Source organism: Mesorhizobium sp. P2_E7, assembly GCF_056403855.1.
This window is the reverse complement of sequence record NZ_JBFUER010000014.1, coordinates 1-24,332: the sequence shown is the minus strand read 5'-3', so window position 1 is coordinate 24,332 and position 24,332 is coordinate 1. Positions and strand designations below refer to the sequence as shown.

28 protein-coding genes and 2 pseudogenes are annotated in these 24,332 nt (G+C 63.5%); 12 read left to right on the top strand and 18 right to left on the bottom strand.

Features of this window, described 5'->3' with window-relative positions; genetic code table 11:
- Positions 1-178 (top strand): annotated as a pseudogene (locus AC1DYC_RS31030) (integrase); the annotation flags it as partial.
- A gap of 501 nt (positions 179-679) precedes the next feature.
- Here the strand turns inward: AC1DYC_RS31030 and AC1DYC_RS31025 are convergent.
- Complete coding sequence (locus tag AC1DYC_RS31025) at positions 680-1,648, bottom strand: glycine--tRNA ligase subunit alpha (RefSeq protein WP_477286878.1); 969 nt, start codon at positions 1,646-1,648, stop codon at positions 680-682.
- Between the two features lie 149 nt (positions 1,649-1,797).
- Between AC1DYC_RS31025 and AC1DYC_RS31020 the strand changes: the two genes are divergently transcribed.
- Positions 1,798-2,259, top strand: coding sequence for an N-acetyltransferase family protein (locus AC1DYC_RS31020; protein WP_477411471.1), 462 nt, complete (start codon positions 1,798-1,800; stop codon positions 2,257-2,259).
- A 49-nt stretch (positions 2,260-2,308) separates the two neighbouring features.
- Here AC1DYC_RS31020 and AC1DYC_RS31015 read toward each other — a convergent pair whose 3' ends face one another.
- From AC1DYC_RS31015 to AC1DYC_RS30985, 7 genes are all read right to left on the bottom strand, one after another.
- Positions 2,309-4,087, bottom strand: coding sequence for a tetratricopeptide repeat protein (locus AC1DYC_RS31015; RefSeq protein WP_477411470.1), 1,779 nt, complete (start codon positions 4,085-4,087; stop codon positions 2,309-2,311).
- Between the two features lie 192 nt (positions 4,088-4,279).
- Positions 4,280-4,696 carry a DUF1284 domain-containing protein gene (locus AC1DYC_RS31010; RefSeq protein WP_477411469.1) on the bottom strand — a complete coding sequence of 139 codons (417 nt, stop codon included), beginning with the start codon at positions 4,694-4,696 and terminating at the stop codon, positions 4,280-4,282.
- A gap of 5 nt (positions 4,697-4,701) precedes the next feature.
- Positions 4,702-5,301, bottom strand: a complete 600-nt coding sequence (locus AC1DYC_RS31005; protein WP_477411468.1) for a biotin transporter BioY — start codon at positions 5,299-5,301, stop codon at positions 4,702-4,704.
- Between the two features lie 324 nt (positions 5,302-5,625).
- Positions 5,626-6,294: a GntR family transcriptional regulator gene (locus AC1DYC_RS31000; protein WP_477411467.1), complete on the bottom strand. Its 669-nt coding sequence runs from the start codon at positions 6,292-6,294 to the stop codon at positions 5,626-5,628.
- Between the two features lie 74 nt (positions 6,295-6,368).
- Positions 6,369-6,701 (bottom strand): hypothetical protein, encoded by a 333-nt coding sequence (locus AC1DYC_RS30995; RefSeq protein WP_477411466.1) that lies wholly within the window; start codon positions 6,699-6,701, stop codon positions 6,369-6,371.
- Positions 6,702-6,713: 12 nt separating this feature from the next.
- Positions 6,714-7,268: a hypothetical protein gene (locus tag AC1DYC_RS30990; protein ID WP_477411465.1), complete on the bottom strand. Its 555-nt coding sequence runs from the start codon at positions 7,266-7,268 to the stop codon at positions 6,714-6,716.
- A 456-nt stretch (positions 7,269-7,724) separates the two neighbouring features.
- Positions 7,725-8,741, bottom strand: coding sequence for a polyprenyl synthetase family protein (locus AC1DYC_RS30985; protein WP_454573971.1), 1,017 nt, complete (start codon positions 8,739-8,741; stop codon positions 7,725-7,727).
- 198 nt (positions 8,742-8,939) lie between these two features.
- Here AC1DYC_RS30985 and AC1DYC_RS30980 point away from each other — a divergent pair, with 198 nt between their 5' ends.
- The 7 genes from AC1DYC_RS30980 (at position 8,940) to AC1DYC_RS30950 (ending at position 13,279) form a co-directional block, all read left to right on the top strand.
- Positions 8,940-9,164 carry a putative signal transducing protein gene (locus tag AC1DYC_RS30980; protein ID WP_112567065.1) on the top strand — a complete coding sequence of 75 codons (225 nt, stop codon included), beginning with the start codon at positions 8,940-8,942 and terminating at the stop codon, positions 9,162-9,164.
- Positions 9,164-9,958, top strand: coding sequence for a tRNA1(Val) (adenine(37)-N6)-methyltransferase (locus tag AC1DYC_RS30975; protein WP_477411464.1), 795 nt, complete (start codon positions 9,164-9,166; stop codon positions 9,956-9,958). The genes AC1DYC_RS30980 and AC1DYC_RS30975 overlap by 1 nt, the downstream gene beginning before the upstream one ends.
- A 179-nt stretch (positions 9,959-10,137) precedes the next feature.
- Entirely contained in the window at positions 10,138-10,995 is an 858-nt protein-coding gene (locus AC1DYC_RS30970) for a S49 family peptidase (RefSeq protein WP_477411463.1), read from the top strand.
- Positions 10,996-11,076: 81 nt separating this feature from the next.
- Entirely contained in the window at positions 11,077-11,262 is a 186-nt protein-coding gene (locus tag AC1DYC_RS30965) for a membrane protein (RefSeq protein ID WP_023668475.1), read from the top strand.
- A 26-nt stretch (positions 11,263-11,288) separates the two neighbouring features.
- Positions 11,289-12,182: a 4-(cytidine 5'-diphospho)-2-C-methyl-D-erythritol kinase gene (locus tag AC1DYC_RS30960; RefSeq protein ID WP_477411462.1), complete on the top strand. Its 894-nt coding sequence runs from the start codon at positions 11,289-11,291 to the stop codon at positions 12,180-12,182.
- On the top strand, positions 12,169-12,723 hold the full coding sequence (gene moaB / locus AC1DYC_RS30955) for a molybdenum cofactor biosynthesis protein B (protein WP_477411461.1): 555 nt from the start codon (positions 12,169-12,171) through the stop codon (positions 12,721-12,723). The genes AC1DYC_RS30960 and moaB overlap by 14 nt, the downstream gene beginning before the upstream one ends.
- 127 nt (positions 12,724-12,850) lie before the next feature.
- Positions 12,851-13,279 carry a GFA family protein gene (locus AC1DYC_RS30950; RefSeq protein WP_477411460.1) on the top strand — a complete coding sequence of 143 codons (429 nt, stop codon included), beginning with the start codon at positions 12,851-12,853 and terminating at the stop codon, positions 13,277-13,279.
- Here the strand turns inward: AC1DYC_RS30950 and AC1DYC_RS30945 are convergent.
- Together AC1DYC_RS30945 and AC1DYC_RS30940 are read right to left on the bottom strand one after the other, a co-directional pair.
- The gene (locus AC1DYC_RS30945) at positions 13,269-14,243 is read right to left on the bottom strand and encodes a hypothetical protein (RefSeq protein ID WP_477411459.1); all 975 of its coding nucleotides are present in this window, start codon (positions 14,241-14,243) and stop codon (positions 13,269-13,271) included. The genes AC1DYC_RS30950 and AC1DYC_RS30945 overlap by 11 nt on opposite strands.
- A 209-nt stretch (positions 14,244-14,452) precedes the next feature.
- Positions 14,453-14,956: a glycosyltransferase gene (locus AC1DYC_RS30940; protein WP_112567020.1), complete on the bottom strand. Its 504-nt coding sequence runs from the start codon at positions 14,954-14,956 to the stop codon at positions 14,453-14,455.
- 150 nt (positions 14,957-15,106) lie between these two features.
- Here AC1DYC_RS30940 and AC1DYC_RS30935 point away from each other — a divergent pair, with 150 nt between their 5' ends.
- Both AC1DYC_RS30935 and AC1DYC_RS30930 read left to right on the top strand, forming a co-directional pair.
- Positions 15,107-16,261, top strand: a complete 1,155-nt coding sequence (locus AC1DYC_RS30935; RefSeq protein ID WP_477302915.1) for a PA0069 family radical SAM protein — start codon at positions 15,107-15,109, stop codon at positions 16,259-16,261.
- A gap of 157 nt (positions 16,262-16,418) precedes the next feature.
- Positions 16,419-17,111 carry a ribonuclease HII gene (locus AC1DYC_RS30930; RefSeq protein ID WP_477411458.1) on the top strand — a complete coding sequence of 231 codons (693 nt, stop codon included), beginning with the start codon at positions 16,419-16,421 and terminating at the stop codon, positions 17,109-17,111.
- A 226-nt stretch (positions 17,112-17,337) separates the two neighbouring features.
- Here AC1DYC_RS30930 and AC1DYC_RS30925 read toward each other — a convergent pair whose 3' ends face one another.
- The 7 genes from AC1DYC_RS30925 to AC1DYC_RS30895 form a co-directional block, all read right to left on the bottom strand.
- A complete protein-coding gene (locus tag AC1DYC_RS30925; RefSeq protein ID WP_477302919.1) occupies positions 17,338-17,829 on the bottom strand; it encodes a F0F1 ATP synthase subunit B in 492 nt (163 codons plus the stop codon).
- A 10-nt stretch (positions 17,830-17,839) separates the two neighbouring features.
- Positions 17,840-18,439: a F0F1 ATP synthase subunit B gene (locus AC1DYC_RS30920; protein WP_477302921.1), complete on the bottom strand. Its 600-nt coding sequence runs from the start codon at positions 18,437-18,439 to the stop codon at positions 17,840-17,842.
- A 66-nt stretch (positions 18,440-18,505) separates the two neighbouring features.
- A complete protein-coding gene (locus AC1DYC_RS30915) occupies positions 18,506-18,730 on the bottom strand; it encodes a F0F1 ATP synthase subunit C (RefSeq protein WP_006206606.1) in 225 nt (74 codons plus the stop codon).
- A 66-nt stretch (positions 18,731-18,796) separates the two neighbouring features.
- Positions 18,797-19,555, bottom strand: coding sequence for a F0F1 ATP synthase subunit A (locus AC1DYC_RS30910; RefSeq protein WP_352557343.1), 759 nt, complete (start codon positions 19,553-19,555; stop codon positions 18,797-18,799).
- A gap of 63 nt (positions 19,556-19,618) precedes the next feature.
- Positions 19,619-20,011, bottom strand: coding sequence for an AtpZ/AtpI family protein (locus AC1DYC_RS30905; protein WP_112567037.1), 393 nt, complete (start codon positions 20,009-20,011; stop codon positions 19,619-19,621).
- Positions 20,012-20,275: 264 nt separating this feature from the next.
- Entirely contained in the window at positions 20,276-21,460 is a 1,185-nt protein-coding gene (locus AC1DYC_RS30900) for a cell wall hydrolase (RefSeq protein WP_477411457.1), read from the bottom strand.
- A 138-nt stretch (positions 21,461-21,598) separates the two neighbouring features.
- Entirely contained in the window at positions 21,599-22,897 is a 1,299-nt protein-coding gene (locus AC1DYC_RS30895) for an MFS transporter (protein WP_477411456.1), read from the bottom strand.
- A 115-nt stretch (positions 22,898-23,012) separates the two neighbouring features.
- On the opposite strand from AC1DYC_RS30895, the gene AC1DYC_RS30890 reads away from it, so the two are divergent.
- Positions 23,013-23,924, top strand: a complete 912-nt coding sequence (locus AC1DYC_RS30890) for a LysR substrate-binding domain-containing protein (RefSeq protein WP_477302926.1) — start codon at positions 23,013-23,015, stop codon at positions 23,922-23,924.
- A gap of 155 nt (positions 23,925-24,079) precedes the next feature.
- On the opposite strand, the pseudogene AC1DYC_RS30885 reads toward AC1DYC_RS30890, so the two are convergent.
- Positions 24,080-24,332 (bottom strand): annotated as a pseudogene (locus tag AC1DYC_RS30885) (ISAs1 family transposase); the annotation flags it as partial.

Below are 24,332 nucleotides of genomic sequence, written 5' to 3'. Positions count from 1 at the left end.
CTACGTCTCGGCCACGCTGGCAGGCGAACCGGTTGCCATCGAAGAAACGGAGAGCGGCGAATGGGCGATGCGCTTCTATGCCCATCCGCTCGGGTTTATCGACCAGAAGCACAGGAAACTGGTTCGCCGAAGCGCCGCGCCAACCAAACCGCTTGGCGCCGCGGCGAACTCAACATAGGGCAAAACTGTTACCTATGTATCCGGTTCAAACTGTTACCCATCTATCGGCTGGACACTAATCGCAGAGGTCGCGGCCTTCATAGGGTTGGGTTCCTCGCCCCCGCGGGAGCGGGGGAGAGGTGGCTCGGCGAAGCCGAGACGGAGAGGGGGAGCGCCCTATGCGATTGCTCTGCCCAATCGACGTAACCACCATCAATTTCCAGAAATTTTGACCGCCCTGTCGGGCCGCACCCACCCCGCCCGTCCTTGGATCAAAGATTTCCATGAACCAAACGCAGCGCTGAAGCGACCCACGCTCAGGCAGGGAACCTATTGGCTGAACGACCATGAAAACGGCATCGAGACTTCTCCAGATCATCGCGCTCAGCGCCTGTTTCGCCGCGCAGGCCCATGGCGCCTTCTCGATGCCGGGCGTGCGGCAGGCAATGCGGACCATAGATAGCGCAAGCGCCCAAAGCGCAAAGCCAAGCAGCGCCACCCTTCAAATCGCAGCGTCGAGCTAAGCTGCCAGTCCGCCGGCCTGGGTCATCAGGAACGCCTCGCCGCAGGCTTTCGCCAGATTGCGCACGCGCAGGATGTAGCTCTGCCGCTCGGTCACCGAAATCACGCCGCGCGCGTCGAGCAGGTTGAAGACGTGGCTGGCCTTGATGCATTGGTCGTAGGCCGGAAAGACCATGCGGTGCATCGGCAGATTGTCGTTCGAGGCCGGGGCGCCAGCGGCGAGGAGCGCCTTGCATTCGGCCTCGGCGTCTTCGAAATGCCGGAGCAGCATCGCGGTGTTGGCATATTCGAAATTGTGCCTGGAATATTCCTGCTCGGCCTGCAGGAAGACCTCGCCATAGGTGACTTTTTCATCGCCTTCGCGGCCGTTGAAGTTGAGGTCGTAGACATTGTCGACGCCCTGCACATACATGGCGAGCCGCTCCAGGCCGTAGGTCAGTTCTCCCGCCACCGGCGCGCATTCGATGCCGCAGACCTGCTGGAAATAGGTGAATTGCGACACTTCCATGCCGTCGCACCAGCACTCCCAGCCAAGTCCCCAGGCGCCCAGCGTGGGGCTTGCCCAGTCGTCCTCGACGAAGCGGATGTCGTGCAGCAGCGGATCGACGCCGATCGCCTTGAGCGAGCCGAGATAAAGCTCCTGCAGGTTCGGCGGATTGGGCTTCAGGATCACCTGGTACTGGTAATAATGCTGCAGCCGGTTGGGGTTTTCGCCGTAGCGGCCGTCCTTCGGTCGGCGCGAGGGCTGGACATAGGCGGCGTTCCAGCCCCTCGGCCCAAGCGCGCGCAGCGTGGTTGCCGGATGGAAGGTGCCGGCGCCGACCTCCATGTCGTAGGGCTGCAGGATGACGCAGCCATAGGCGGCCCAGTAGTTGTGCAGGGTCAGGATCAGCCCCTGGAACGAGCGGCTGGGATGCATATGGTCTGACGTCACGGCGGCCTCGCAAAGCGCGAAAAAGAAGGACATTCCCTAGTTCCCGGTCCGGCTAGCGTCAAGGCAGCGTCTTGTCACCAGGCATTTCCCGGGAGGTTGAACGCTTTGCTTCCGGCTGGCCCATTGCCGGACGGCGCCGGCGGCCGTCTGCTCGCCTGAGTTCCAACGACAAAGGTTCAGCCATGTCCGGCCAGTCCATCGTGCGCCCCATCACCCGCCATGATTACGAGCAATGGCTGCCGCTGTGGGACGGCTACAACGCCTTTTACGGCCGCTCGGGCGAGATCGCCCTGCCCGGCGATATCACCGCAATGACCTGGTCGCGCTTTTTCGACGCCTATGAGCCGATGCATGCGCTGGTCGCCGAGAGCGAGGGCAAGCTTCTCGGTCTCGTCCACTATCTCTACCACCGCAGCACCACGGCGATTTCGCCGAACTGCTATCTGCAAGACCTTTTCACCACCGAGGCGTCGCGCGGCAAAGGCGTTGGCCGGACGCTGATCGAAGGCGTGTACGAGCGGGCGAAAGCCGCAGGCTCGGGCCGCGTCTACTGGCTGACACACGAAACCAACCACACCGCGATGAAACTTTACGACAAGGTCGGCGATCTTTCGGGGTTTGTCGTCTATCGAAAAATGTTCTGAAAACAAAAACGGGGCTCAGTGAGCCCCGTTTGATTAGAAGTATGGCCGTTTACCCTTTCGGCGCAGGCGCCGGGGCGACCGGCTTGACCTTCGGGGTTTCCTGCGCGGTGTTGGATTCGATCGGCGGCAGGCCCTTCATCAGCTTCTGCTGCAAGGTGGCAAGCACATCGGGATCGGGCTTCAGGTCGCGCGCCTGGTTCCACTGGAAGGTGGCTTCCAGCTTGCGGCCGACACGCCAGTAGGCATCGCCGAGATGGTCGTTGAGCACCGGATCTTCCGGCTTGAGCGACACGGCGCGCTCCATTTCACGCACGGCGTCGTCGAACCGTCCCATGCGGAAATAGGCCCAGCCCAGCGAATCGACGATGTAGCCATCGCTCGGCCTGATATCGACGGCCTTCTGGATCATCGCCAGGCCTTCCTTGAGGTTCATGTTCATGTCGACCCAGGAATAGCCGAGATAGTTCAGCACCTGCGGCTGGTCGGGGAACAGTTCCAGCGCCTTGCGGAAATTCGGCTCGGCCTTCGGCCATTCCTTCAGCCGCTCATAGGCAATGCCGCGCTGGTAAAAGATGTTCCAGTTGGCATTGGTCGGTGTCTTCAGCACCTCAACCGCCTTGTCGTAGAGGGTGGCGGCGGAGCGGAAATCCTCCTTCGAGGCATAGACCCCGCCCAGCGCCAGATAGGCGCGCATGTCGTCGGGGTGGGCGTCGACGAAGGCCTTCAGATGGGCGATCGCCTCATCGTGACGGTTGAGATCGGCAAGGTTGAGGCCGAGTTGCAGGTCGGAAAGCTCCTTCAGCGGCGAGTTGGCCGGGATGCGGCGGTAGAGCGCAATGGCGCCTTCGCCGTCCTTCAGCTGCTCCGCAACGGCGGCAAGCTGTACCAAAGCGGCATCGCTGTCGGGCTTCAGCGCCAGCGCATATTGCAGATAGAGGCGCACGAACGGCTCGCCGCCGCCGCGATTGAGCGCGATGGCGAGGTCGAGCAGGATTTCGGAGGCGCCTTCCGACGGGCTTGCGACGAAGGGCTCAATCTTGTCGCCCTTGCTGATCCTGTCGCGAAGCGCCTGGATGTCGAGCTTGCCCGGCGCGAAGGCCTCGGCCTTGTCGAGCACGTAGAGCGCCTTGTTCTTGTCGCCCTTGCGAGCCAGGAACGACGCATAGGCCTGGGCGTTGCGCATCCATGTCTCGGGCGCGGCACCGCCGGCCGTGGTGTCGGTCAGGGTCGCGTCATAGAGCGCATCGGCCTTGTCCGACATGCCTGAGGCATCGGCGATCAGCGCGCGGTGGAAGGACTTGAACAGGCCGAACCAGTCTGGCCCCTGCAGCTTGTCGATCGAGGCCATCGCCCCGGCGGCATCGCCGGCGCCCTCTTGCGCCCAGCCGGACATGACGCCGGAAATCAGCCGGTCGAGATCGGATTCGAGCGACAGCTTGAGCCAGTATTGCGCCTTGGTGAAATCCTTCTTGTGGAAAGAATCGACCGCCAGCGCCAGCCGCGAGAAGCGCTCGACATCGGGAACTTCCTTGAGCTTGTCGGCATAGACAAGCGATTCCTCAAAGCGCCCCTGCGCGATCAGCGACAGCATCAGGCTTTGCTGCAGCGAGGTGTCGCCGGGATTGAAGGCCAGCGCCTGCTTGTAATAGGCGATGGCATTGTCGAGGTCGTTGTCGCCTTCGGCGATGCGGGCGGCGAGATAAGCGCCCGAGAAGGATGTGATCTTGACCGGGTCGGTCGATTCCTTGGCGTAGGCGGGCAGCGGAGAAATCGCCATCCCTGCCACAATTGCCAGCCCTGCGAGCCAGCGCGCACGTCCTTGCCGCATCGTATCCCTTTCAGCCAGACGCGACCCGCACACATGCGGGACCGCCATAGACTCGATGTTTCCGGACAAAGCATGGCCTTTTTGGGGTCAGGCTTCAATCCGGGCCGAATTCACAATCGGGTCACCCGATCAACAAACCATGGCGACGCACACACTTGTCGGTTCGGGATAATAGCAGATCAGGGTTGGGAGCTACAGCCTGACATCGCGATATCCGCCTGCCGCGACAGTCGTGCACAGGCCGGCCCATTCGCAGCCCTGGCAAGCCTCACGCGTCACACCGGCTGAAAAGGCCGCGCGCAGGCCGGCAAGCGTTGCCGCGTCGAGGCTGAAGCGGGAGCCGGCCTGGATCGGCCGGGCCAGCAGTTTGCCGACATCGCGTGCCGCCAGTTCGTCCCGGCCGGCCGCACTTTCGCCCAAACAATGCGGCTCGGCCTCGCCGAGCAGCGGCTGGCAGATATCGTCAGGGCCGGAGACGATGAGGATATCCTCGCCCCGGCCAAGACGTTTTGCGATCGCGTCATAATTGGCGATGAAGGCTGCGCTGTACCCTTTGCCGACATAGGTCAGCAGGCAAAGCAGATGATGAGAGCGCAGCCTGACGGTCATCGGTCTTATGATGCCTTCCCGGCCGGATCGGTCTTGTTGCCGGAGAAGAGCTTGAGTGTCGCGGCGCCGAGCGCCGACTTCAGCAAGCCGCCGACGAGGAAGGGCAGGAAGCCGAAGGTGATGGCCTGTTCGAGGCCGATCATGGCGGCGAGCCAGATCGTGCCGAGAACCAGGCAGGCGAGATTACCGAGGACCATGGCAGCGAAGGCAAGCAGCACCTGGCTGCCGTTCCAGCCGCGCTCGGCCAGCCAGCCGACAAGCGCGCCGACCAGCGGGAAGGCGAAGAGATAGCCACCGGTCGGCCCGACGAAATGCGCCACGCCGGCAGCGCCACCGGCCAGAACCGGGAAGCCGACAGCGCCCTCGACGAGCCATGCAGCGATGGTGATGGCGCCAAGCCGCCAGCCATAAAGCGCGCCGATCAGCGTCACGGCGAAGGTCTGCATGGTGACCGGCACCGGCACCATCGGCACTTCGATGTAGGACGACAGCGCCAGAAACAGCGTGCCGAGGACGACAGCTCCGACCTGCCAGCCAAGCGAGCGGGTCTGCAGGCGCAACGGGCTGAAGGAGGGCTTGGAGGGCGAAAAGGCGATGTCGGTCATGGCGGCTTCCCTGCTGGTTGGAAATTATAGATAGTTTTGTTGTTCGATCTATTATCGAATCCATATTTGCGTAGAGATGGCAAGGGGTGAGGTGGAATTGGCCACGGATTTCGTCATTCTAGGGCGAAGCAAGGAGCGGAGCGACGCAGCGCAGACCCTAGAATCCATGCCGTTACTTAGGAGCGTTGCAAGGGTGCGGAATTCTGCTCCGCTGCAGCCTTGGCCAAGGTCGCGGCATGGATCATTGGGTCTTCGCTCCGCTTCGCGTCGCTACGCCCAAGGATGACGAAGCTGAGGGGCCGCAGCTAATCGCAGCTGCCGCCCTTACCCGACGATCGCAAACGCTTCGCGCGTCTTGCCGGAGGCGGTCCTGACCGGTTTCTGGCCGATCCATTGCACATGCCGGCCAAGGGTGGCGGCGGCCGACTCGGTGTTGCCTTGCCTAAGCGCAGTCAGGATCGCGCGGTGATCCTGGTCGGTGCGGATTTCCCATTCCGTGCGCCAGGCGGCGAACAGGAAGCGCGCGCTTGCCGCATGCAGATCATCGATGGTGGCGATGAGCCGCGGCATGCCGCAGGGTGCCAGGATCAGCCGATGGAAAGTGCGGTTGGCTTCCTCCCAGGAGCGGACATCGCGGGATTTGTCACCGGCCTTTGTGGCTTCTTCGGCAAGGTTGAGAATGGCCGCCGTCAGATGCGGCGCGGCGTGGCGCAACGCCAGAACTTCGAGCGCGGCCCGCATTTCGGCGACTTCCCTGACCTCGCCGAGATCGAAGGCGGCGACCCGCACGCCTCGCCTGGGCTCGCCGATCGCCAGCCCTTGCGCCTCCAGACGCCGGAAGGCCTCGCGCACCGGGACATGGCTGGTCTGGAATTCCTCGGCGATATGGTCCTGCCGCAGCCGGGCCCCCGGCTCGATCGCGCCCGATATGATGCGATCTGCCAGCACCTTGCTGATGCGCACGGCGATGGTGTCGTCTGCGGTCTTTGCCATGTTTTATAGATAATTTGCCAAGCAGCCGATTGTCGAGACGCCTAAGTGCGATTTGCCGTCAAACAGCCAGGCGCCTAGATCAGCAGCGCAAAACCCGCAGCCTTGTTGACGCTTTCCTTGACGATCGCCAGAGCGCCTTTCACGATCTTTTCGATTGCGGCCTCCGTCATCACCGTCAACATGGCTATGGTTGCGACGACATGGAACCGGGCGGTTTTCAGGTGCTGCTTGGCACGTGTCTGACTAAGCTCGCCATTCGCAACCGCTTCGATGATCAAAGCTATGCGCTGCGCCAGCCCCCGCAACTCCACGGTCGCGGCGGTCGCCATGGATTTCCAACTGCTGCCGGCTATTTGCGCGGCCTGCGTGACGATTTTGGAGCCGATATCTCCGACGTCGAGAGCCATGATGCTTCCTCCTCAGTAATTCTTTGCGCGCAAGGCTGTCAAAGCAACGCGCACCGCCGCGTCAATCTCCTGGCTGTCGAGCAAAGCCACCGTTGGTGTAAGGCGTCCCGCCTCCCGATGGTCACCTTCGAGATCGTCCTGCGCCATGCGCACGCCGCGAATGACGACCGCTATGCAGTTACCGGAAACATCAAGAGCCGACGGGTCGGCGCCACCAACCTGACCTTCCGCCCTGGCTATCGCAGCTTCGCCGGTATCAAGACCAATCGATGCAATTAGCTGAAGGGCTTTTGATGTAGGGCATGTCCGGCTGCTGAGAACATCGGCTCTCAGTTGCAGATTGGAGAGGCTGGCGGCCGCGGCCGCATAGTATTTCCTGGCGCCGTCGGAGTCATAGGCCCCCTTGGGTGTTCCGGCGTTCATCTGCATGGTTTTGATGAACTCGGCCGCGGACTTCTGGAAGGCGTTCAGTTCGTCGTCGATAGCCTTGTCGTACGGCTCGCCGATTGTAAATGAGGTGCAGCCGGCCAAGAGCAGGCAAAACACGACAACAAGAATTCTGTTCATATGACAATGCCCCCCAGCAAGGTCCTATATAGCGAGCCAAGTCCCCACCTGGCCGCCATTCCCCATCCTAATGCAAGATTCTAACAAAGCCTGCCTTCGCCAGACAGACAACAGCAAAAGCCCTCGACCAATGTCGAGACAAATCAGAATTTTGCAAACTTCGAAGGGGATTATTCTCTCTTACGGAGCCCCTAAAACCCATCGCTATCTTAGATAGAAATACTGTCTTGCTTTGGAGTCAATGCTGAAAATAAAATTTCTCTTGACCAAGACCATCCTGGACAGTCCACCACTTGAGTTTGACGCGACGTCAACCAACAAGCGGTAAATTTTTGGACTGTATAATCCAGCGAAACGGACTGCACCGTGAAGTATTTCACAGACGCTGGAATATCTCTGCCGGCCAGTACTGAGCTGGATCCGATCCAGCTCAGTCATGCCAGTCGCATAGCGGCCTCAGTTCACCCGGCTGATGCAGAAATCGATGACGTCGATCAACGCCGATTTCTGCGGCGTCGCTTCCAGCGGCGCCAGCGCGTCGCGGGCGATCTCGCCGAAATGGCGGGCGCGGCCGATCGTGTCGGCAATGGCGCCATGGCGGGTCATCAAGCCGATCGCCTTTTCCAGCCCGGCATCGTCGGTGACATTGTCCTCGATGGCGCGCTTCCAGAAGGTGCGTTCGGCCTTGGTGCCACGCCGGTAGGCGAGGATGACCGGCAGCGTCACCTTGCCCTCGCGGAAATCGTCACCGACATTCTTGCCCAGCTCCTGGCTGGAGCCGCCGTAATCCAGCGCATCGTCGATGAGCTGGAAGGCAAGGCCGAGATTCATGCCGTAGGAGCGCAATGCCGCGCGATCGTTGCGCGTCGCCAATGCGATCACCGGACCGACCTCGGCGGCGGCGGAGAAGAGTGCCGCGGTCTTGGCCTTGATGACGGCGAAATGCTCGTCCTCGGTGGTGTCGAGGTTCTTGGCGGCGGCAAGCTGCATCACCTCGCCCTCGGCGATGATGGAGGCGGCACTGGACAGGATGTCGAGCGCTTCCAGCGAGCCGACATCGACCATCATGCGAAAAGCCTGGCCGAGCAGGAAGTCGCCGACCAGGACGCTGGCCTGGTTGCCCCAGATCATGCGCGCGGTCTTCTTGCCGCGGCGCATGCCGCTCTCGTCGACGACGTCGTCATGGAGCAGCGTCGCGGTGTGCATGAATTCGACCGAGGTGGCGAGCTTGACGTGGCCCTCGCCGGAATAGCCGAACATCTGCGCGGCGGCGAGCGTCAGCATCGGCCGCAGCCTCTTGCCGCCCGACGAGATCAGATGGTTGGCGACCTCCGGGATCATCTCGACGTCGGAGCCCGCCTTGGACAGGATCAATTCGTTGACGCGGCCCATATCGGCGGATGTCAGATCTATGAGATCCTTGATGGAAGCAGGCTCCCGCTTCCCGTTTTCGATGTTGAGAACGACACCCACCAACAAACACTCCCGTCTTGATCACGCGTGCGACGGCACCCTGGTCCCGCTATAGACTCTAGGGCGGCACATACGGGCACGGCAAGAGGCGAATTGGCGCGGCTGCGGTGACGGCGTGTCAACCCTTGGAGCCGCTTCACACTTTTCGGCACATGCTCCAGCGTTTACATCAACGCTGCAACCTGCGAACTTCGTCCGATGATAGAACTCGTCCGCACCAACGATGCCGTGATCATCTCCTTTGTCGAATCGCTGATGCGCGATGCCGGGATTGCCTGCTTCGTCGCCGATCAGAATATGAGCATTCTCGAAGGGTCGATCGGTCTTTTGCAGAAGCGCGTCATGGTCGACGCCGACCAGGCCGATCAGGCGCGGCGCATCCTGAAAGACGCCGGCATCGAGAACGAAATCCGCCAGAAATAATGGCTGAAGCGAGCGCCTTCGCCAGTGACACGCCGGCCCATACGGTCGATGCGTTCCATCGCGGCCGCTTCTGGCTGGTGCAGCCCACGACCGGCCATCGCGCCGGCATGGATGCCATGATGCTGGCGGCGGCGGTGCCGTCCGCCTTTGCCGGACGGCTTGCCGATTTCGGCGCCGGCGCGGGGGCCGCGGGCCTTGCGGTGCTGTCGCGCTGCCCAGCGGCCGAGGTCGTGCTCGTCGAACGCTCGACCGAGATGGCGGGGTTCGCCGCAACCACGCTCGCCCATCCCGGCAATGCGCATCTTGGCAACCGCGCCTCGGTGCTGACAGGCGACGTCACGCTGTCGGGCCGGGCGCGTGGCGAAGCCGGACTTGCCGACAGTTCCTTCGATTTCGTCATCATGAACCCGCCCTTCAACGCCACCCAGGACCGCGCCACACCTGACCCGCTGCGCAGGCAGGCGCATGTCATGGAGGACGGACTGTTCGAAAGCTGGATCAGAAGTGCGGCCGCGGTCGCCAAGCCGCGCGGCGGCCTGGCCGTCATCGCGCGGCCGGAACAGCTCGGCGAGCTCCTCGATGCCTTGTCGGGCCGCTTCGGCGACGCCGAGATGCTGGCCGTCCATCCACGCCCGCAAGCAGCCGCCATCCGCATTGTCGTGCGGGCGACACTCGGCGCGCGTGGAAAACTGTCGATCCGCCCGCCGCTGATGCTGCATGCCGAGACGGGCGATGGCCCGTCGGAACGGACCGAGATGATCAACAACGGACTGGCATCGCTGTTCGGCGATTGAAGTTGGGGCTGAGCATGCTGCGCCGCAAAAGCAGCAGTGCGACATGCATTCGCCCCAAAACCGCGGCATTGCCGTTGGCCAGCAAATCCCTACATGCCCGGAGCAAGATTCTTGCCGCCCGAGGAATTTCTTCCAAAACTGATCTATCTTGCTCTTTTGCCACTGGAGACAGCCACCTCGTGAAACGCCTTTTCAACCGCCTGCTGCCGAAATCCTGGCGCTCCAGCGTCGTCACCATTCCCGTCATCAGGCTGCACGGCACCATCATGGCCGGTGGCGGCCAGTTCCGGCCGAGCCTGTCGCTTGCCTCCACGGCCGCCCTCATCGAAAAGGCGTTCCTGTTCGACGCGCCGGCGGTCGCCATCTCGATCAATTCGCCCGGCGGTTCGCCGGTGCAGTCGAGGCTGATCTTCAAGCGCATCCGCGACCTGGCTGTGGAGAAGAACAAGAAGGTCCTGGTCTTCGTTGAGGATGTGGCGGCCTCGGGCGGCTACATGATCGCGGTGGCCGGCGATGAGATCTTTGCCGATCCGTCCTCCATCGTCGGCTCGATCGGCGTCGTCTCGGCCTCGTTCGGTTTTCCCGAGCTGATGAAGAAGATCGGCGTCGAACGCCGCGTCCACACTGCCGGCCAGAACAAGGCGGTGCTCGACCCATTCAAGCCGGAGAAGAAGCAAGATGTCGAGCGCCTGAAGGCACTGCAGCTCGAAGTGCACGAGACCTTCATCGACCTGGTCAAGGAGCGCCGCGGCTCGAAGCTGAAGGACGATCCGGACCTGTTCACCGGTCTGTTCTGGACCGGCAAGAAGGGGCTGGAGCTTGGTCTCGTCGATGCGTTGAGCGACATGCGCACGGTGCTCAAGACCCGCTTCGGCGCGAAGACCCAGCTCCGGCTGGTCACGGCGCCGCGTGGCCTTTTCGGCCGCATCGGCCTGTTCGGCTCAAGCTTTTCGGCGCCCGATATCGCTGCTGCTGCGGCCAGCGGCGTGATCGATGCGGCGGAAGAGCGCGCATTGTGGGCGCGCTTCGGGCTTTGAAAAAGCGGGGAAACCGTCTAGCATAACAGCCTGACCGACCCGATCGGCCGCCTTTGCCGCCTTGCGAGGGAGAGTTTTGAGATGCCGCAGATCATTTTCTTCGCAGTCGTCGGCGCCGCCGCTTATTTCGGCTATCGCACCTTTGTCCGAGAGGCCGAGCGCGTGACCGCCAAGGTGCGGCGCACCGAAAAGCAGGCAGCCAACGGCACGAACGGTACGCTGGTCCAGGATCCCAAGACCGGCGAATATCGCCTGGCCAAGGACTGAGCATCATCCCGCTTGCAGCTGATACGGTGGATGTCGCGGCCCGGACGTGGCTGGCACCCGCCAAGATAAATCTGGCGCTGCATGTCACCGGCCAGCGCGCCGACGGCTATCATCTGCTCGAGAGCCTGGTCGTTTTCACCCGCTTCGGCGACAGGGTCGAGATCGAGCCTGCCGACAGCGACCGGTTCTCCGTAGCGGGCCGCTACGCGACTTCTGTGCCGATCGACGACAGCAATCTGGTGGTGAAGGCGCGCGAGGCGCTACGCAGGCAAGCACGCCAGCAGAGCACGCCGCCGGTTGCCATCCGGCTGGAAAAGAACCTGCCGGTCGCCTCCGGCGTCGGCGGCGGCTCGAGCGATGCGGCGGCGGTGCTGCGCGGCCTTGTCCGGACATGGGGGCTCGATATCGGCGAAGCCGACCTGGCGCGGATTGGTCTCACGCTCGGCGCCGATGTGCCGATGTGCCTTGCGGCAAAACCGCTGGTCGCGCGCGGCGTCGGTGACGAGCTGTCGCTGGTGCCGGATTTTCCGGCGCTGGCTTTGGTGCTGGTCAATCCCGGCGTCGCCGTTTCAACCCCCGATGTGTTCAAGGCGCTCGATAAACGCGACAATGAAGCGCTGCCGCCGCTGCCGCGCGCATTCGACTTCCACAGTGTCCGCAACTGGCTGGAGATCACCCGCAACGATCTCGAGGCCGCTGCGCAGGCGATCCAGCCGCCCATCGGCAGAGCGCTTTCCCTGCTGAACCGGGCCGGGTCGGGATTCTCGCGCATGTCGGGTTCCGGCGCGACGTGCTTCGGGCTGTTCGAGACCGGCAATGTCGCCAAGCGCGCCGCCGCCGAGATCCGCAGCCGCGAACCCGACTGGTTCGTCGCCGCGACGCGCAGCATCGCTTCGGAGGGGGCCGATGGCCAAAATTGACGAGAGCCGCCCCTTCATCCCGGTGCGCATCGCGGTGCTGACGGTTTCCGATACGCGCAGCCTGGTCGACGACAAATCCGGCCAGACGCTGGCCGACCGCATCGCCGAGGCCGGCCATGTGCTCGCCGCCCGCGATATTGTCACCGACGACAAGGAGAAAATCCGCGACAAGGTGCTGGGCTGGTCGCGCGACAAGGAGATCGATGTCGTCATCACCACCGGCGGCACCGGCTTCACCGGCCGCGACGTGACGCCGGAGGCTCTGGAGCCGATCTTCGAAAAGCGCATGGACGGCTTTTCCGAAGTGTTCCATCGCATTTCCTACGACAAAATCGGCACTTCGACGGTGCAGAGCCGCGCCACCGGCGGCGTCGTCAACGCCACCTTCGTCTTCGTGCTTCCGGGCTCGCCCGGCGCCTGCAAGGATGCGTGGGACGGCATCTTGAAGCCGCAGCTCGACTACCGCCACATGCCCTGCAACTTCGTCGAGATCATGCCGCGCCTGGACGAGCATTTGCGGCGCGGCAAGGCCGGTTCGTAAAGCAAGGCAAACGGCCGCCGTGCTCGGCCTTTGTCAGGCAGCATGGCGCTTGCGCCTTCGAAGGGTCATTTCCTGCGAGCGGCCCAAGGCGTAATCTGCCGCGAGGTCTTCAAGGCGGAACGACACGATGAACGCGCATCTGGGCGGCTGCCATTGCGGCAACATCCACCTGACATTCGAAACCGGGATAGAGCCGGTTGAGATGGAGATCCGCGCCTGCCAATGCGCTTTCTGCGTCCGGCATGGCTCGCGCGCTGCGGCTGACCCGCAGGGACGATTGATCGTCGCGGTCGAGGACGAGGCGCGATTGCACCGATACCGGTTCGGCTTGCGCACCGCCGACTATCTCATCTGCCGGGACTGCGGCGTCTATGTCGCGGCGGTCACCACCGATGGCGACGAGGCAAGGGCGATCGTCATCGTCAATGCGCTGGACGACCGGCCGCGGTTCAGCCGCGAGCCGGTCCCGATGGATTACGGTGCCGAAAACCGCGAGGGCCGCATCGCGCGGCGTCAGGCGCGCTGGATGCCGGTCGAGATCCGGATCAGCGGATAACCGGTTCGCCGTGGAAGCGGCGGCGCGAGGGCGGCGACACGCCGAATCCGACCTCCATCATCAGCCGCGGCGTGCGCGACGGCACGGTGCCCATATGGAAGCCGAACGGGTCCTCGACAAAGCCTAGACCGGCCTCGCCGGTCAGCGTGACCGGGCTGTCGTCGCCATAGACTTTGAGAACCTCTTCGGCCGGATGGCCGACGAGCAGCGTCAGCTGGTGTTTTAGACTGCGCCTGTTGTGGCTGCCTTTGACATAGACATGCGGACCGGTCCCGGCATCGCAAGGCTTCAGGTAGAAGAAGAATTTCAGCATCCGCCAGTCGTCGAGATCGAAATGGTATTTGCCGAGCGAGGCGAGGTTCTTGTCGGCATCGGAGGCCTCGCCGGTCGGAAAGCTCCACCAGACGCGCGTCGTGATCAGCTTGGCCTGCCCGCCCAGATAGTTCTGGGCAATGTCGAGCAGCAGCGGATCGTTCTGGATGGCGAGTGCCGCCTTGCAGCCGAGGATGCGCTCGAAATAGTGGCCGCTAAGCAAGGAGCGGCCGAAACGCTTCTCGGCTTCGGAATGATCCCCAGGCATGAATTCGAGCCGGCGATCGAAATTGCCGAAGCATGGCGTGCTCTGCGCGAAACTGGCGATCTCCTCATGGATTGCCTGCGGCAGGACCAGGCCTGAGAACAACCCATCAGTGCGCAGCGTTTCGACGATCGACTTGAGCTCGACGCCCCTGAACATCGTCGCTCCGACACTCTGCGCCGGGCGCGCTGCTCTGGCGCCCAGCCAGTGCAGCTTGCGCGCCGGCATGGTGCGGGCAAGCATGAACATCGGCAGCCAGGCCGGATTCTCGCGCAGGTCGGACAGATAGGTCGGGATGCGCGCGGCGATGCGGCGAAACAGGCTGCCATTGCGGGCAATGGCTTCCAGGCTGGCGGCGCCGGATTTGTCAGCGGTCGAAAGGTTCATCGGGGTCCTCAGGTATGAACGGAAGCCGACACAGCGTCGGTTGCTCACCGCTCCGGCAATACCCAAACCCAATTGTCCCGCACTGAGGGGAATGCTACCCCCGCGTCATATTTTGTGCAATGCACAACAGACAACGCACCTGCAAAATTCACGCGGGCTAATGAATGGGCAACGGTTCGGGCGCCCGCGAACGGCCGAGCAAAAGCACCTTACTTCGGCGGCGCCACCCAGATCTCGGCATTGAGCCTCTTCGTCGCCAGGCCGCGAGCGATGGCCTCGGCGCTACGGGCGCTTTTTGCCAGGGACGAAGCCTGCCGCTTGCTGATGACCAGCCCTTCGGCCAGCGCCCGGTTTCCCCGGAGCACCCGCGCCAGGAACGGTGTGCGGCTGCCGCGCGAACGGGAAAAGCGCGCCGGCATGGTTTGCCGCGCCGTGTGGGCGACAACGTCATCGATCCAGCCTTCCGAAAGCCGCGCGCCAGGTTCCAGAAACAGCAGCCAGTCGCCTTTCGCCTGCCGGATCCCGGCTGCAATGCCGCCGGCGACGAAGTGACAGCCGGCGTGGTCGGCGACACGATGCGTCTGGTCGGTCGAGCCGGTGTCGCAGACGATGACATCGCGCACCACGCCCTCGACCGCACCGCCGATCAGCGAGGCGAGCGTGCGGGCAAGGCCCTCTTCGTCATCTCGGGTTTCGATAAGAACGCTGAGCATATTTAGCCGAATAGCGGAAAGCCTGGCGCAGCGCCAGTTTTGCATTGCACAACAAAAAAGTTCTTGCTTTGTTCTCATCGGCAAAATAGGATTATTTTCATGAACAGACCGAATCGACAGCCGGCCGACAGTCCCTGGGAGAGGGCGAAAATGGAACATATCGTGCGTGCGGACATTGCAGCCTTCGGGGCAGGAAGAGCCGAGATGGCCAATGCGATGATCGAACAGAGCGGCATGCGCGTCCGTCCGGACCGCAATCGCGGCCGTTCGGCCGGCATCAACCCGTCCGGCCGCTTCGAACCGGTCAGCCGGCATGTGTTCGACGACGGCTGGAATTCGCTGGAGGAACTGCCGCCGTTCAAGACCGAGGTGCAGGTCGAGAAGCCGCGCACCATCATCACCCGCAACGAATCGCCCGACATTTCCTTCGACCGGTCGATCAATCCCTATCGCGGCTGCGAGCATGGCTGCGTCTATTGTTTCGCGCGGCCGACGCATTCCTTCATGGGCCTGTCGCCGGGGCTGGATTTCGAATCGAAGCTGTTTGCCAAGCCCGATGCGGCGCGGCTGCTCGACAAGGAACTGTCAAAGGACGGTTATCAGCCGCGCACCATCGCCATCGGCACCAACACCGACCCCTACCAGCCGATCGAGAAGCAATACCGGATCATGCGCGAGATCCTCGAAGTGCTGGAGGCGCGCGGCCATCCGGTCGGCATCGTCACCAAGTCCGCTCTGGTGACGCGCGACATCGATATCTTGTCGCGCATGGCCGAACGTGGGCTGGCCAAGGTAGCGCTGTCGGTGACGACGATGGACCGCATGCTGGCGCGCACCATGGAGCCGCGCGCCTCGACGCCGACCAAGCGGCTGGAGGCGATAAGGCAGCTTTCGGATGCAGGCATTCCGACCTCGGTCATGGTGGCGCCGATCATCCCCGGCCTGACCGACCAGGAGATGGAGCGCATCCTCGATTCGGCCTGCGCCGCCGGCGCCCGCGAGGCCGGCTATGTCATCCTGCGCCTGCCGCTCGAAGTGGCGCCGATCTTCAAGGACTGGCTGCTGCGCCACTATCCCGACCGCTACCGGCATGTGATGTCGCTGATCCGGTCGATGCGCGATGGCAAGGATTACGATTCGGAGTGGGGCAAGCGCATGAAAGGCGCCGGACCCTATGCCTGGCAGATCGGCCGGCGCTTCGAGATCACGGCCAAGCGGCTCGGCCTCAATGCCGAGCGGCGCACGCTCAGGACCGACCAGTTCGTCGCCGCCGCCAATGCGACCGAGCAGTTGATGCTGCTGTGAACATCCCTCTCCTGCCCACCGTCTTCGGCCGGGCAGGAGACCCAAGAATCCCGTCCGGCCTGTCCCCCGGCCTGCAGACGGTGCCCTCCCGGTCTTGCCCCACTCGACCCTGGAGGGACTTGCGGAGAATCGGAGCCGATGCGAACCTCGCCGCAACATGGCTCGCGCGCGTTCCGATTCTCCGCTTCTTTTCGAAATCGTCGAGAAGCCTGACTTCTCCTTCGAGACGAAGGCGATGGCCGAAGGCCTGTGGCCGGTGGCAGGCATGGACGAGGCCGGCCGCGGTCCGCTGGCCGGACCGGTGGTGGCGGCAGCCGTGATCCTCGATCCCGCCAACATTCCCGACGGGCTCGACGATTCCAAGCGGCTCAACCATCTGCAGCGCGAGGCGCTGTTCCTGAAAATCCTGGGCTCCGCGCTCGGCGTATCGATGGCTTCGGTGAGCGCCGAAGGCATTGACGGCAGCAACATCCTCAAAGCCAGCCTCGAGGCAATGCGCCGTGCACTTGCCGGCCTGCCGATCCAGGCAAAGCTGGCACTGGCCGACGGCCGCGACGTGCCGCCGGGTCTCCTCTGCGAGGGCCGCGCGCTGATCAAGGGCGACCAGCGCTCGCAGTCTATCGCCGCCGCCTCGATCGTCGCCAAGGTAATGCGCGACCGCATGATGTGCGGCTGCGGCAGCCACCACGAGCGCTACGGGTTCGAGGTCCATATGGGCTACGCCACGGTGAGGCATCGCAAAGCGATCGAAGCGCATGGGCCGGTGGCGAGGCTGCACCGGGCATCGTTTGCGCCATTCAGGCTGGGTGGGGTTGAGGTGGTGGAAGAAGAGGGTTTTGTGTTGGAGTGAGGGTAATCTCCCCCCTCGAGGGGGAGATGGCCGGCAGGCCAGAGGGGGTCGTTGCGCGTAAAGCGCTAGCCCCTTTTTTCGTGACAGAAAAGGCGTAGCGCCCGGTCGCACCGACCCCCTCTGTCGCCTACGGCGACATCTCCCCTCAAGGGGGGAGATTATCAGCACTCAACAAAAAAGCCGCCAGGTCACCCGGGCGGCTTCATGTCTGCGATTCTAATCCCGCTCAGTTCAGCTTGGCCTTCACGTCCTGCAGCGCGGATTTGAACAGGTCGGCGCCGGCTTTCGCATCGACCTTGACTGCCAGCAGCGCACGCGCTGCCTCGACGGCGATGTCGACGGCACTGGCGCGCACTTCGGCGACGGCCTCGCGCTCGGCCTGGCCGATCTTCTGCTCGGCAAGCGCGGTGCGGCGGGTGACGTAATCCTCGGTCTTCTTGTGCGCTTCGGCGGCAAGCATCTCGGCCTCCCGCTTGGCGGCGGCGACGATTGCCGCGGCCTCCTGCTCGGCTTCCTTGCGCTTCTTCTGGTACTGGCCGAGCAGCTGCTGGGCCTCCTCGCGCAGCTTGCGGGCTTCATCAAGCTCGTTGCTGATCTTGGCGGCACGGGCGTCGAGCGCCTTGGCGATCAGCCCCGGTACCTTGATGTAGACGGCGGCGCCGAGGAAAATGATCAGGGCGACGGTGGCCCAAAGCGTTGCGAGAGATGTGGCGTCCATGATGCGCTCCTCACCGGGCCACGGATTTGACGGCCGCCGCGATCTCGGCCTTGCTGGCCTTGCCGCCGACAAGCGCATCGACAATTGCCGAAGCGGTGTCCTCGGCGATCGTGCCGACTTCCTTCATGGCGTTGGCCTTGATGGAAGCGATGCTGGCCTCGGCCTCGCCGAGCTTTTTGTCGAGCGCGGCCTCGACCTTCTTGCGGGCAGTTTCGGCTTCGGCCTTGGCCGCGTCGTTGGCCTGCTGGCCGATCGCATTGGCCTTGGCCTTGGCTTCCGCCAATTCCTGCTCGTAAGCAGCAACGGCAGCGTCAGCCTCGCCCTTCAGCCTGGCGGCCTGGTCGAGGTCCTGCGTGATGCGATCGCTGCGCACGTCGATGATGCCGCCAAGGCGCGGCATCACCACCTTCTTCAGGAACAGGTAGAACAGCCCGAACGTGATCGCCAGCCACAGAAGCTGCGACGGGAACGTCGCCGGATCAAATGGCGGGAACGTGCCGTGCGCCTCAGCGGGCACGCCGGTGCCGGAATGCGTGTCGCCTTCCGTGCCGGTATGAGCGCCTTCAGCGGCGGGTGCGGACTCTTGCGCAAAGGCAGATGTCACGAACATGGACTATCCCCTGATATCAGGCATGGCCGCAGGGTAGCGGCCGGCCTGTCCAATCTTCTCGAGTGCTCAGCCGAACAGGGCGAGGAGCGCGATGAGAAGCGAGAAAATGCCCAGAGCTTCGGTCACGGCGAAGCCGAAAATCAGGCGGCCGAACTGGCCATCGGCAGCCGACGGATTGCGCAGCGCGCCCGCCAGGTAGCTGCCGAAGATGTTGCCGAGGCCAATGCCCGCGCCGCCCATGCCCAGGCAAGCGATACCAGCGCCGATGTACTTTGCTGCTTCTGCGTCCATTTTAAACTCCTTTGGATCTGTAATTCCGTTGCAATTCCATCCGGCGAAGATGCCGGAAACTCTCGATCAGTGCCCGGGATGCAGGGCGTCGTTCAGGTACATGCAGGTCAGCACGGCAAAGACGTAGGCCTGCAGGAAGGCGACCAGCAATTCCAGGGCGGTCAGCGCGACAGCCATGGCCAGCGGCAGCACCGAACCGGCGACGCCGACAGCGCCCAGCGCGCTCAGGCTGACGACGAAGCCCGAAAACACCTTCAGCGTGATGTGGCCGGCCAGCATGTTGGCGAACAGACGAACCGAGAGGCTGACCGGACGCGAGACGAAGGAAATAACTTCGATCAGCACCACCAGCGGCAGCAGGAAAACCGGAACGCCATGCGGCACGAACAGCTTGAGGAAGCCCAGGCCGTGCTTCGTGAAACCGTAGACAACGACGGTTCCGATCACCAGGGCCGCGAGGCCGAAGGTGACGATGATGTGGCTGGTGACGGTGAAGAAGTAGGGGAAAAGGCCAAGCAGGTTGGCAACAAGCACGAACATGAACAGCGAGAACACGAAGGGGAAGAACTTCATCCCTTGCGTTCCGGCGGCGTCGCGCAACATGTTGGAGACGAACTCGTAGCCCATTTCCGAAACCGACTGCAGGCGACCGGGAATAAGGCTGCGGCTGGAAGTCGAGAGGTAAAGAAACGCCGATGCGACGAGCACGGTCGCGACCATGAACAGAGCCGAATTGGTGAAGGACAGGTCATAGCCGCCGATGTTGATCGGAATCAGCTTGACGATATGGAACTGGTGGATCGGATCGACCTTGTCAGCAGCCATTTACATCCCCGTCAAAGCCGCGAACGGCCTTAAGTGTCCTTATGCGCCATTGACGACGCCAGTTCATTCTTTCGGATCGCGCGACTTCTCGCTTTTTCCGAATTCCGCCACAACCCCTGCCGAACGCAGGACATTGAGCACGCCGGCGCCAAAGCCCAGCAACAAACCGACGACCAGACCCCATGGCGAGGTTCCCGCCACACGATCCAGAAACCAGCCAAGGCCCACACCCACCACTATCCCGGCGATGAACTCGCTGGACAGCTTGAGCGCCTGGCCATATCCGGCCGTCGCCTTCGCGCCGTCATTCCCCTCTAGCCGATCCGGCCGTCTTGTCGCAAGCGATGCTCCAAGCTCGCGCCGGCGGCGCTCGAGTTCTTCGTCGCGGATGTCGGCTTCATGCTTGCTGCCGCGGCCGGTTTCTCCGGTTCCGTGTGGCCCATTCTTGTCGGCCATCGAACCCCCCTGCCCGGTCAGACCGTCACCGTCCGTCCGCTTCTAAAGTCGCCGGCAACATAGTTAGAGGGTCCGCGCCCGTCAAGCCACGGGCGGGACTTCAAAGTCATGTATTTTTTCTAATGAAATCAATCTCTTGCCGAGGTGCGACATCGTGCCCGGCACTATGGGGTCGGCACATGCCCCGAATCCGTCCGGCGACCGGCGTCCGATTTCGGCGCCCGGGGGCTTTTGCGGCTCGTAACAGACGGCAGCCCGAAGGGCTCAGCTCCAGCCGCCGCCATAGGTGCGGTAGAAGATGTGCAGGCCGATCTTGGTCATCTTCTGCATCGTGCGCGCCCAGCCCGGATGGACATAGTTGGCGTAGTAATGGGTCGATGAGCCGACTTCCGGAATGAAGATCTTGCCGGCGGTGACGGCCATGGCGACATCCTGCGCCACCTTGTAGTTGGCAGGGCTCTCGATGCGCTTCTTGCGGCCGTCGCAGGCGAAGGAGAACTGGCAGCGGTTCAGCCAGTTGTCGTTCTGGTAGACGACGCCGCAGATCGAGTTCGGATAGGCCGGATTGCGGACGCGGTTGAGGATGACCTGGGCGACGGCGGCCTGCCCGCGTACGGATTCGCCGCGCGCCTCGAAATAGATGCCGTTGGCAAGGCAGGCCTGCTCCTTCTTGGAGAAGACGCTGGCCGGCAGCGGGTTCTGGATCCACGAGTGATCGCCCTTGGCCATCGGCGGAATGAAGCGGCCGCTGTTCGGCTCCTCGTCCTGCAGCAGCGCCTCGAAGGGCGAGGCCTTGGCGTAGTCGGGTTCGGCCTGGGCATAGGCGGTGGCCAGCACGTCCGGCTTGTCATTGTTGACGAGGGCCGCAAGCATGGCCGGCACGCCGGGATCGGGCTTCTTGTCCACATTGGTATGGAAGGCCTGGGCGATCTGGATTTCCTTGCCCTTGATGCCGGGCTTGGCAAAGGCCAGCTTCAGGCCGCTGTCCATGCTCGGCCGCAGCAGCGAGGAGGTGCGCTGGAAGATCGAGCCGGCATTGAAGTTCTTCGGCGGCGCCACCGGCGAGACCTGGATGATGCGGCCCTTTTTGTCGGCGCGCATGATGCGGTCCTCGTCGGGCGTGATGCCGGCGACATTGCCCTTGCCGCGAAACGAGACCTTGCCGACGCCGGGCAGGCGCACACCCGAGCCCGAAAGCGAACCGGTGGTGACGGAATCGATGAAAGGCATTTCGGCGGCATGGACCGAGCCGGCGACGGAGCGCTCGACATAGGAATTCCAGCGGGTGCCCGACGCTTCGAGGCCGGAAATCAGGCTGCCCATGTCCTGGTAGGCGACGACTGTCGGAAAGCCGACCCAGATGCCGAGCCCGATGACCAGTGGCGATACGAAGGAACGTTTTTTCTCACCGGCGGCGGCAGCCAGCCGCTTCAAGACACGTCGATGCACAGGAAACTCTCCAGAAACGCCACTGAGCCACTGGAGAGCCAAAGTGAAGCATTAACCTTGATGCGGGGTTAACGTTAACGATGGTGTTTTTTCAAACTGCTCCGGAATGGAACGCCGTTCGCGGGTCCGTCAAGGTGGTCAGTTCGGCCGCAGCAGGATCGGCCAGGCGATGAGTGCGCAGAGCGCCCCGACCAGCCAGACGCCTGGCCACGACCAGACGAGCAGCAATGCCGGAATGGCCGTCGGCACCACGAAGAAGGCGATGAAGACGAAGCTGTTGGCAAGCCCGAGCGCGGTTCCGGCGCGGCTGGCACCTGCCAGCGTGGCAAGCTCGGTGTAGGCGACGCCGTGCCAGGCGGAGACCGAGATGCCGGCAACGACCAGCAGCACCGCGATCGCCGGCACCAGGGTGGCGTGCGCGCTTGGCGTGGCTGCCGCCGCCAGGACCAGCAGGCCGAGAGCCGCGAAGCCAAGCGCGCTGGTCATGCTGCAGAGGCGCAGGAACCAGCGGCGGTTGCCATGGCGGTCGGTGAAGCGGCCGCTCCAGACGCGCATGATCATGGCGCCGGTTTGCACGGCGGCAAGGCTGGCGCTGATGGTGAGCGTGCCCATCCCGGCGAAATCGTGCAGGAAGACGGAGGCGAAGGTCAGCACCGCCACCTGCGGGAAGCAGAGCAGCCCGATGGCAGTGGCGATGCGCCAGACCTCGACGTTGCGCAGCGGCGCCGGGCCGGCCGGCTTTGCCATGGCCGCGCTGCCGGCATTGTCCAGCTCCGGCGGCTGGTGCAGCCAGCGCCAGGCAAACAGCGCCGAGACAGCGTTTACAGCCGCCAGCAGCCCGAAGACCGCCGCGAAGCCATGCGCTGACGCCAGAGACGGCAGGACCAGCGCGCCGAGCCCGCCGCCGAGCGGCACGGCCGTCTGCCTGATGCTCATGGCAAAGCCGCGCTCGCCCTCGTGGAACCAGGCCATGATGGCGCGGCCGCTGGAACCGTTGACACTGCCGCCGAGCAGGCCGGTGACGAGAAGGCATGCCGCCAGCATCGCAACGCCAGGCACATAGGTCGCCGACGGCACGATGAAAAACGCCATCAGCGCAAGCCAGGACGCCGTCGCGCCGAGACCGGTCAACAGCACGCCGCGATCGCCCCAGCGGTCGGTGAGCAGGCCCCAGGGCAGTTCGCTCAAGGCGACGCCCAGGCCGAGGAGACCGAGGACGAGGCCGAGATTGCCGTTAGAGAGCTGATAGCCCGAACGCAGAAACACCGCTGCCGCCGGTATGCCGGCGAAGGTGGCGGAGAAACTGGCATTGGCGGCAACGCCGATGCCAAGCACCTTCCAACGATGATTGGCGCGAAATCGTTCAGCCTTCGAAGTGGCGGTGACAGCGGCTCGACCAACCCGGCCTGGCTCACAATTTGCGTCGGCAATCGACATGGCGGAACTCCTGCAATGGCCCTTCCGGACCTTGACGCCTTGTCTTTATCGCCATAGCTTCATCCCGAATATCGGGAAGTTTTTGACTATTATTCCCGGAAATCAGGATTGTTCCATGCGGCGCGTAACCTTCGACCTCGATGTCCTCAGAAGCTTCGTCACTGGCATGGAACTCGGCAGCTTCGCCAAGGCCGCCGACCGGCTCGGACGCTCGACCTCGGCGGTCAGCGCGCAACTGAAGAAGCTGGAGGAGCAGGCGGCGACGCCGATCTTCCGCAAGTCAGGCCGCGGCCTGGCGCTGACCGAAGCCGGCGAGACCATGCTTGGCTACGCCAGGCGGCTGCTCGAGTTGAATGACGAGGCGGCCTCAGCCATCCACGACGTCGAACTGGAAGGCTGGGTCAGGCTCGGCCTGCAGGAGGATTTCGGCGAGGCGGTGCTGCCGGAGGTGCTCGGGCGCTTCGCCCGCGCGCACCCCAAGGTCAAGATCGAAGCCAGGATCGGGCGCAGCTATGAACTTGCCGAGCGGATCACATCAGGAAATCTCGACATTGCGCTGGCCTGGGACAGCGGCCAGGCACTGCCCTACAGCCGGCATGTCGGCGATGCGCAATTGCGCTGGATCGGCCCGGCAAAGCTGATCGAGACCAGCCTGCGCGAGGGCGAGGCGCTGCCGCTGGTGGCACTCGAAGCGCCGTGCCTGTTGCGCACGGTGACGACCGAAACGCTCGACCGCGCCGGCCTGCCGTGGCGGATGGCTTTTTCCAGCCCCAGCCTTGGCGGCATCTGGGCGGCGGTTGCAGCCGGCCTCGGCCTGACCATCCGCACCGATATCGGCCTGCCGGCCAATGTCAGGGCAATGGCGCCGCAGGTGCTGGGTCTGCCCGCGCTGCCGACAATGGCGCTGGTGCTGCACCAGAAAGATGCCGAGCTCGACCCGGTGGCGGCGCGGCTGGCGGATATATTGCTGCAGGCGGCATTGCAGGCGCTGCCGCGGACGGATGAGGGGCTGAGAGCGGTGGCTTAGTGTCCAGTGTCGCGTTCCGTCACACCCCCCTCTGTCCTGCCGGACATCTCCCCCTCAAGGGGGGAGATTGGCTGGCACATTGGCTTTCGCCAATCAACGAGGGTGAAGGAGAAGCGCCTTCAGCGGAACTGCTAATCTCCCCCTTGAGGGCAGGGCTATCGCATATGGCTTAGAGCGTTGATGAGATAGTCGTCATTCCAAGCGCATTTCTTGATGCGATGGCTGATGGGGACTTTGTCTGCATCGGCGAGTTGGAGGATGTTCCTGGCGAGACGGTTTAGGAGCGCGGTGTTGGCAGGGGCGTTGTCTTTGCGGGCGCGGCTGAGGTCCTCATCCAGATGAACATCGAGCATCCAATGCAGGCCGTTCTCGATCTGCCAATGGGCTCTGGCGAGGGCTCTGGCGAGG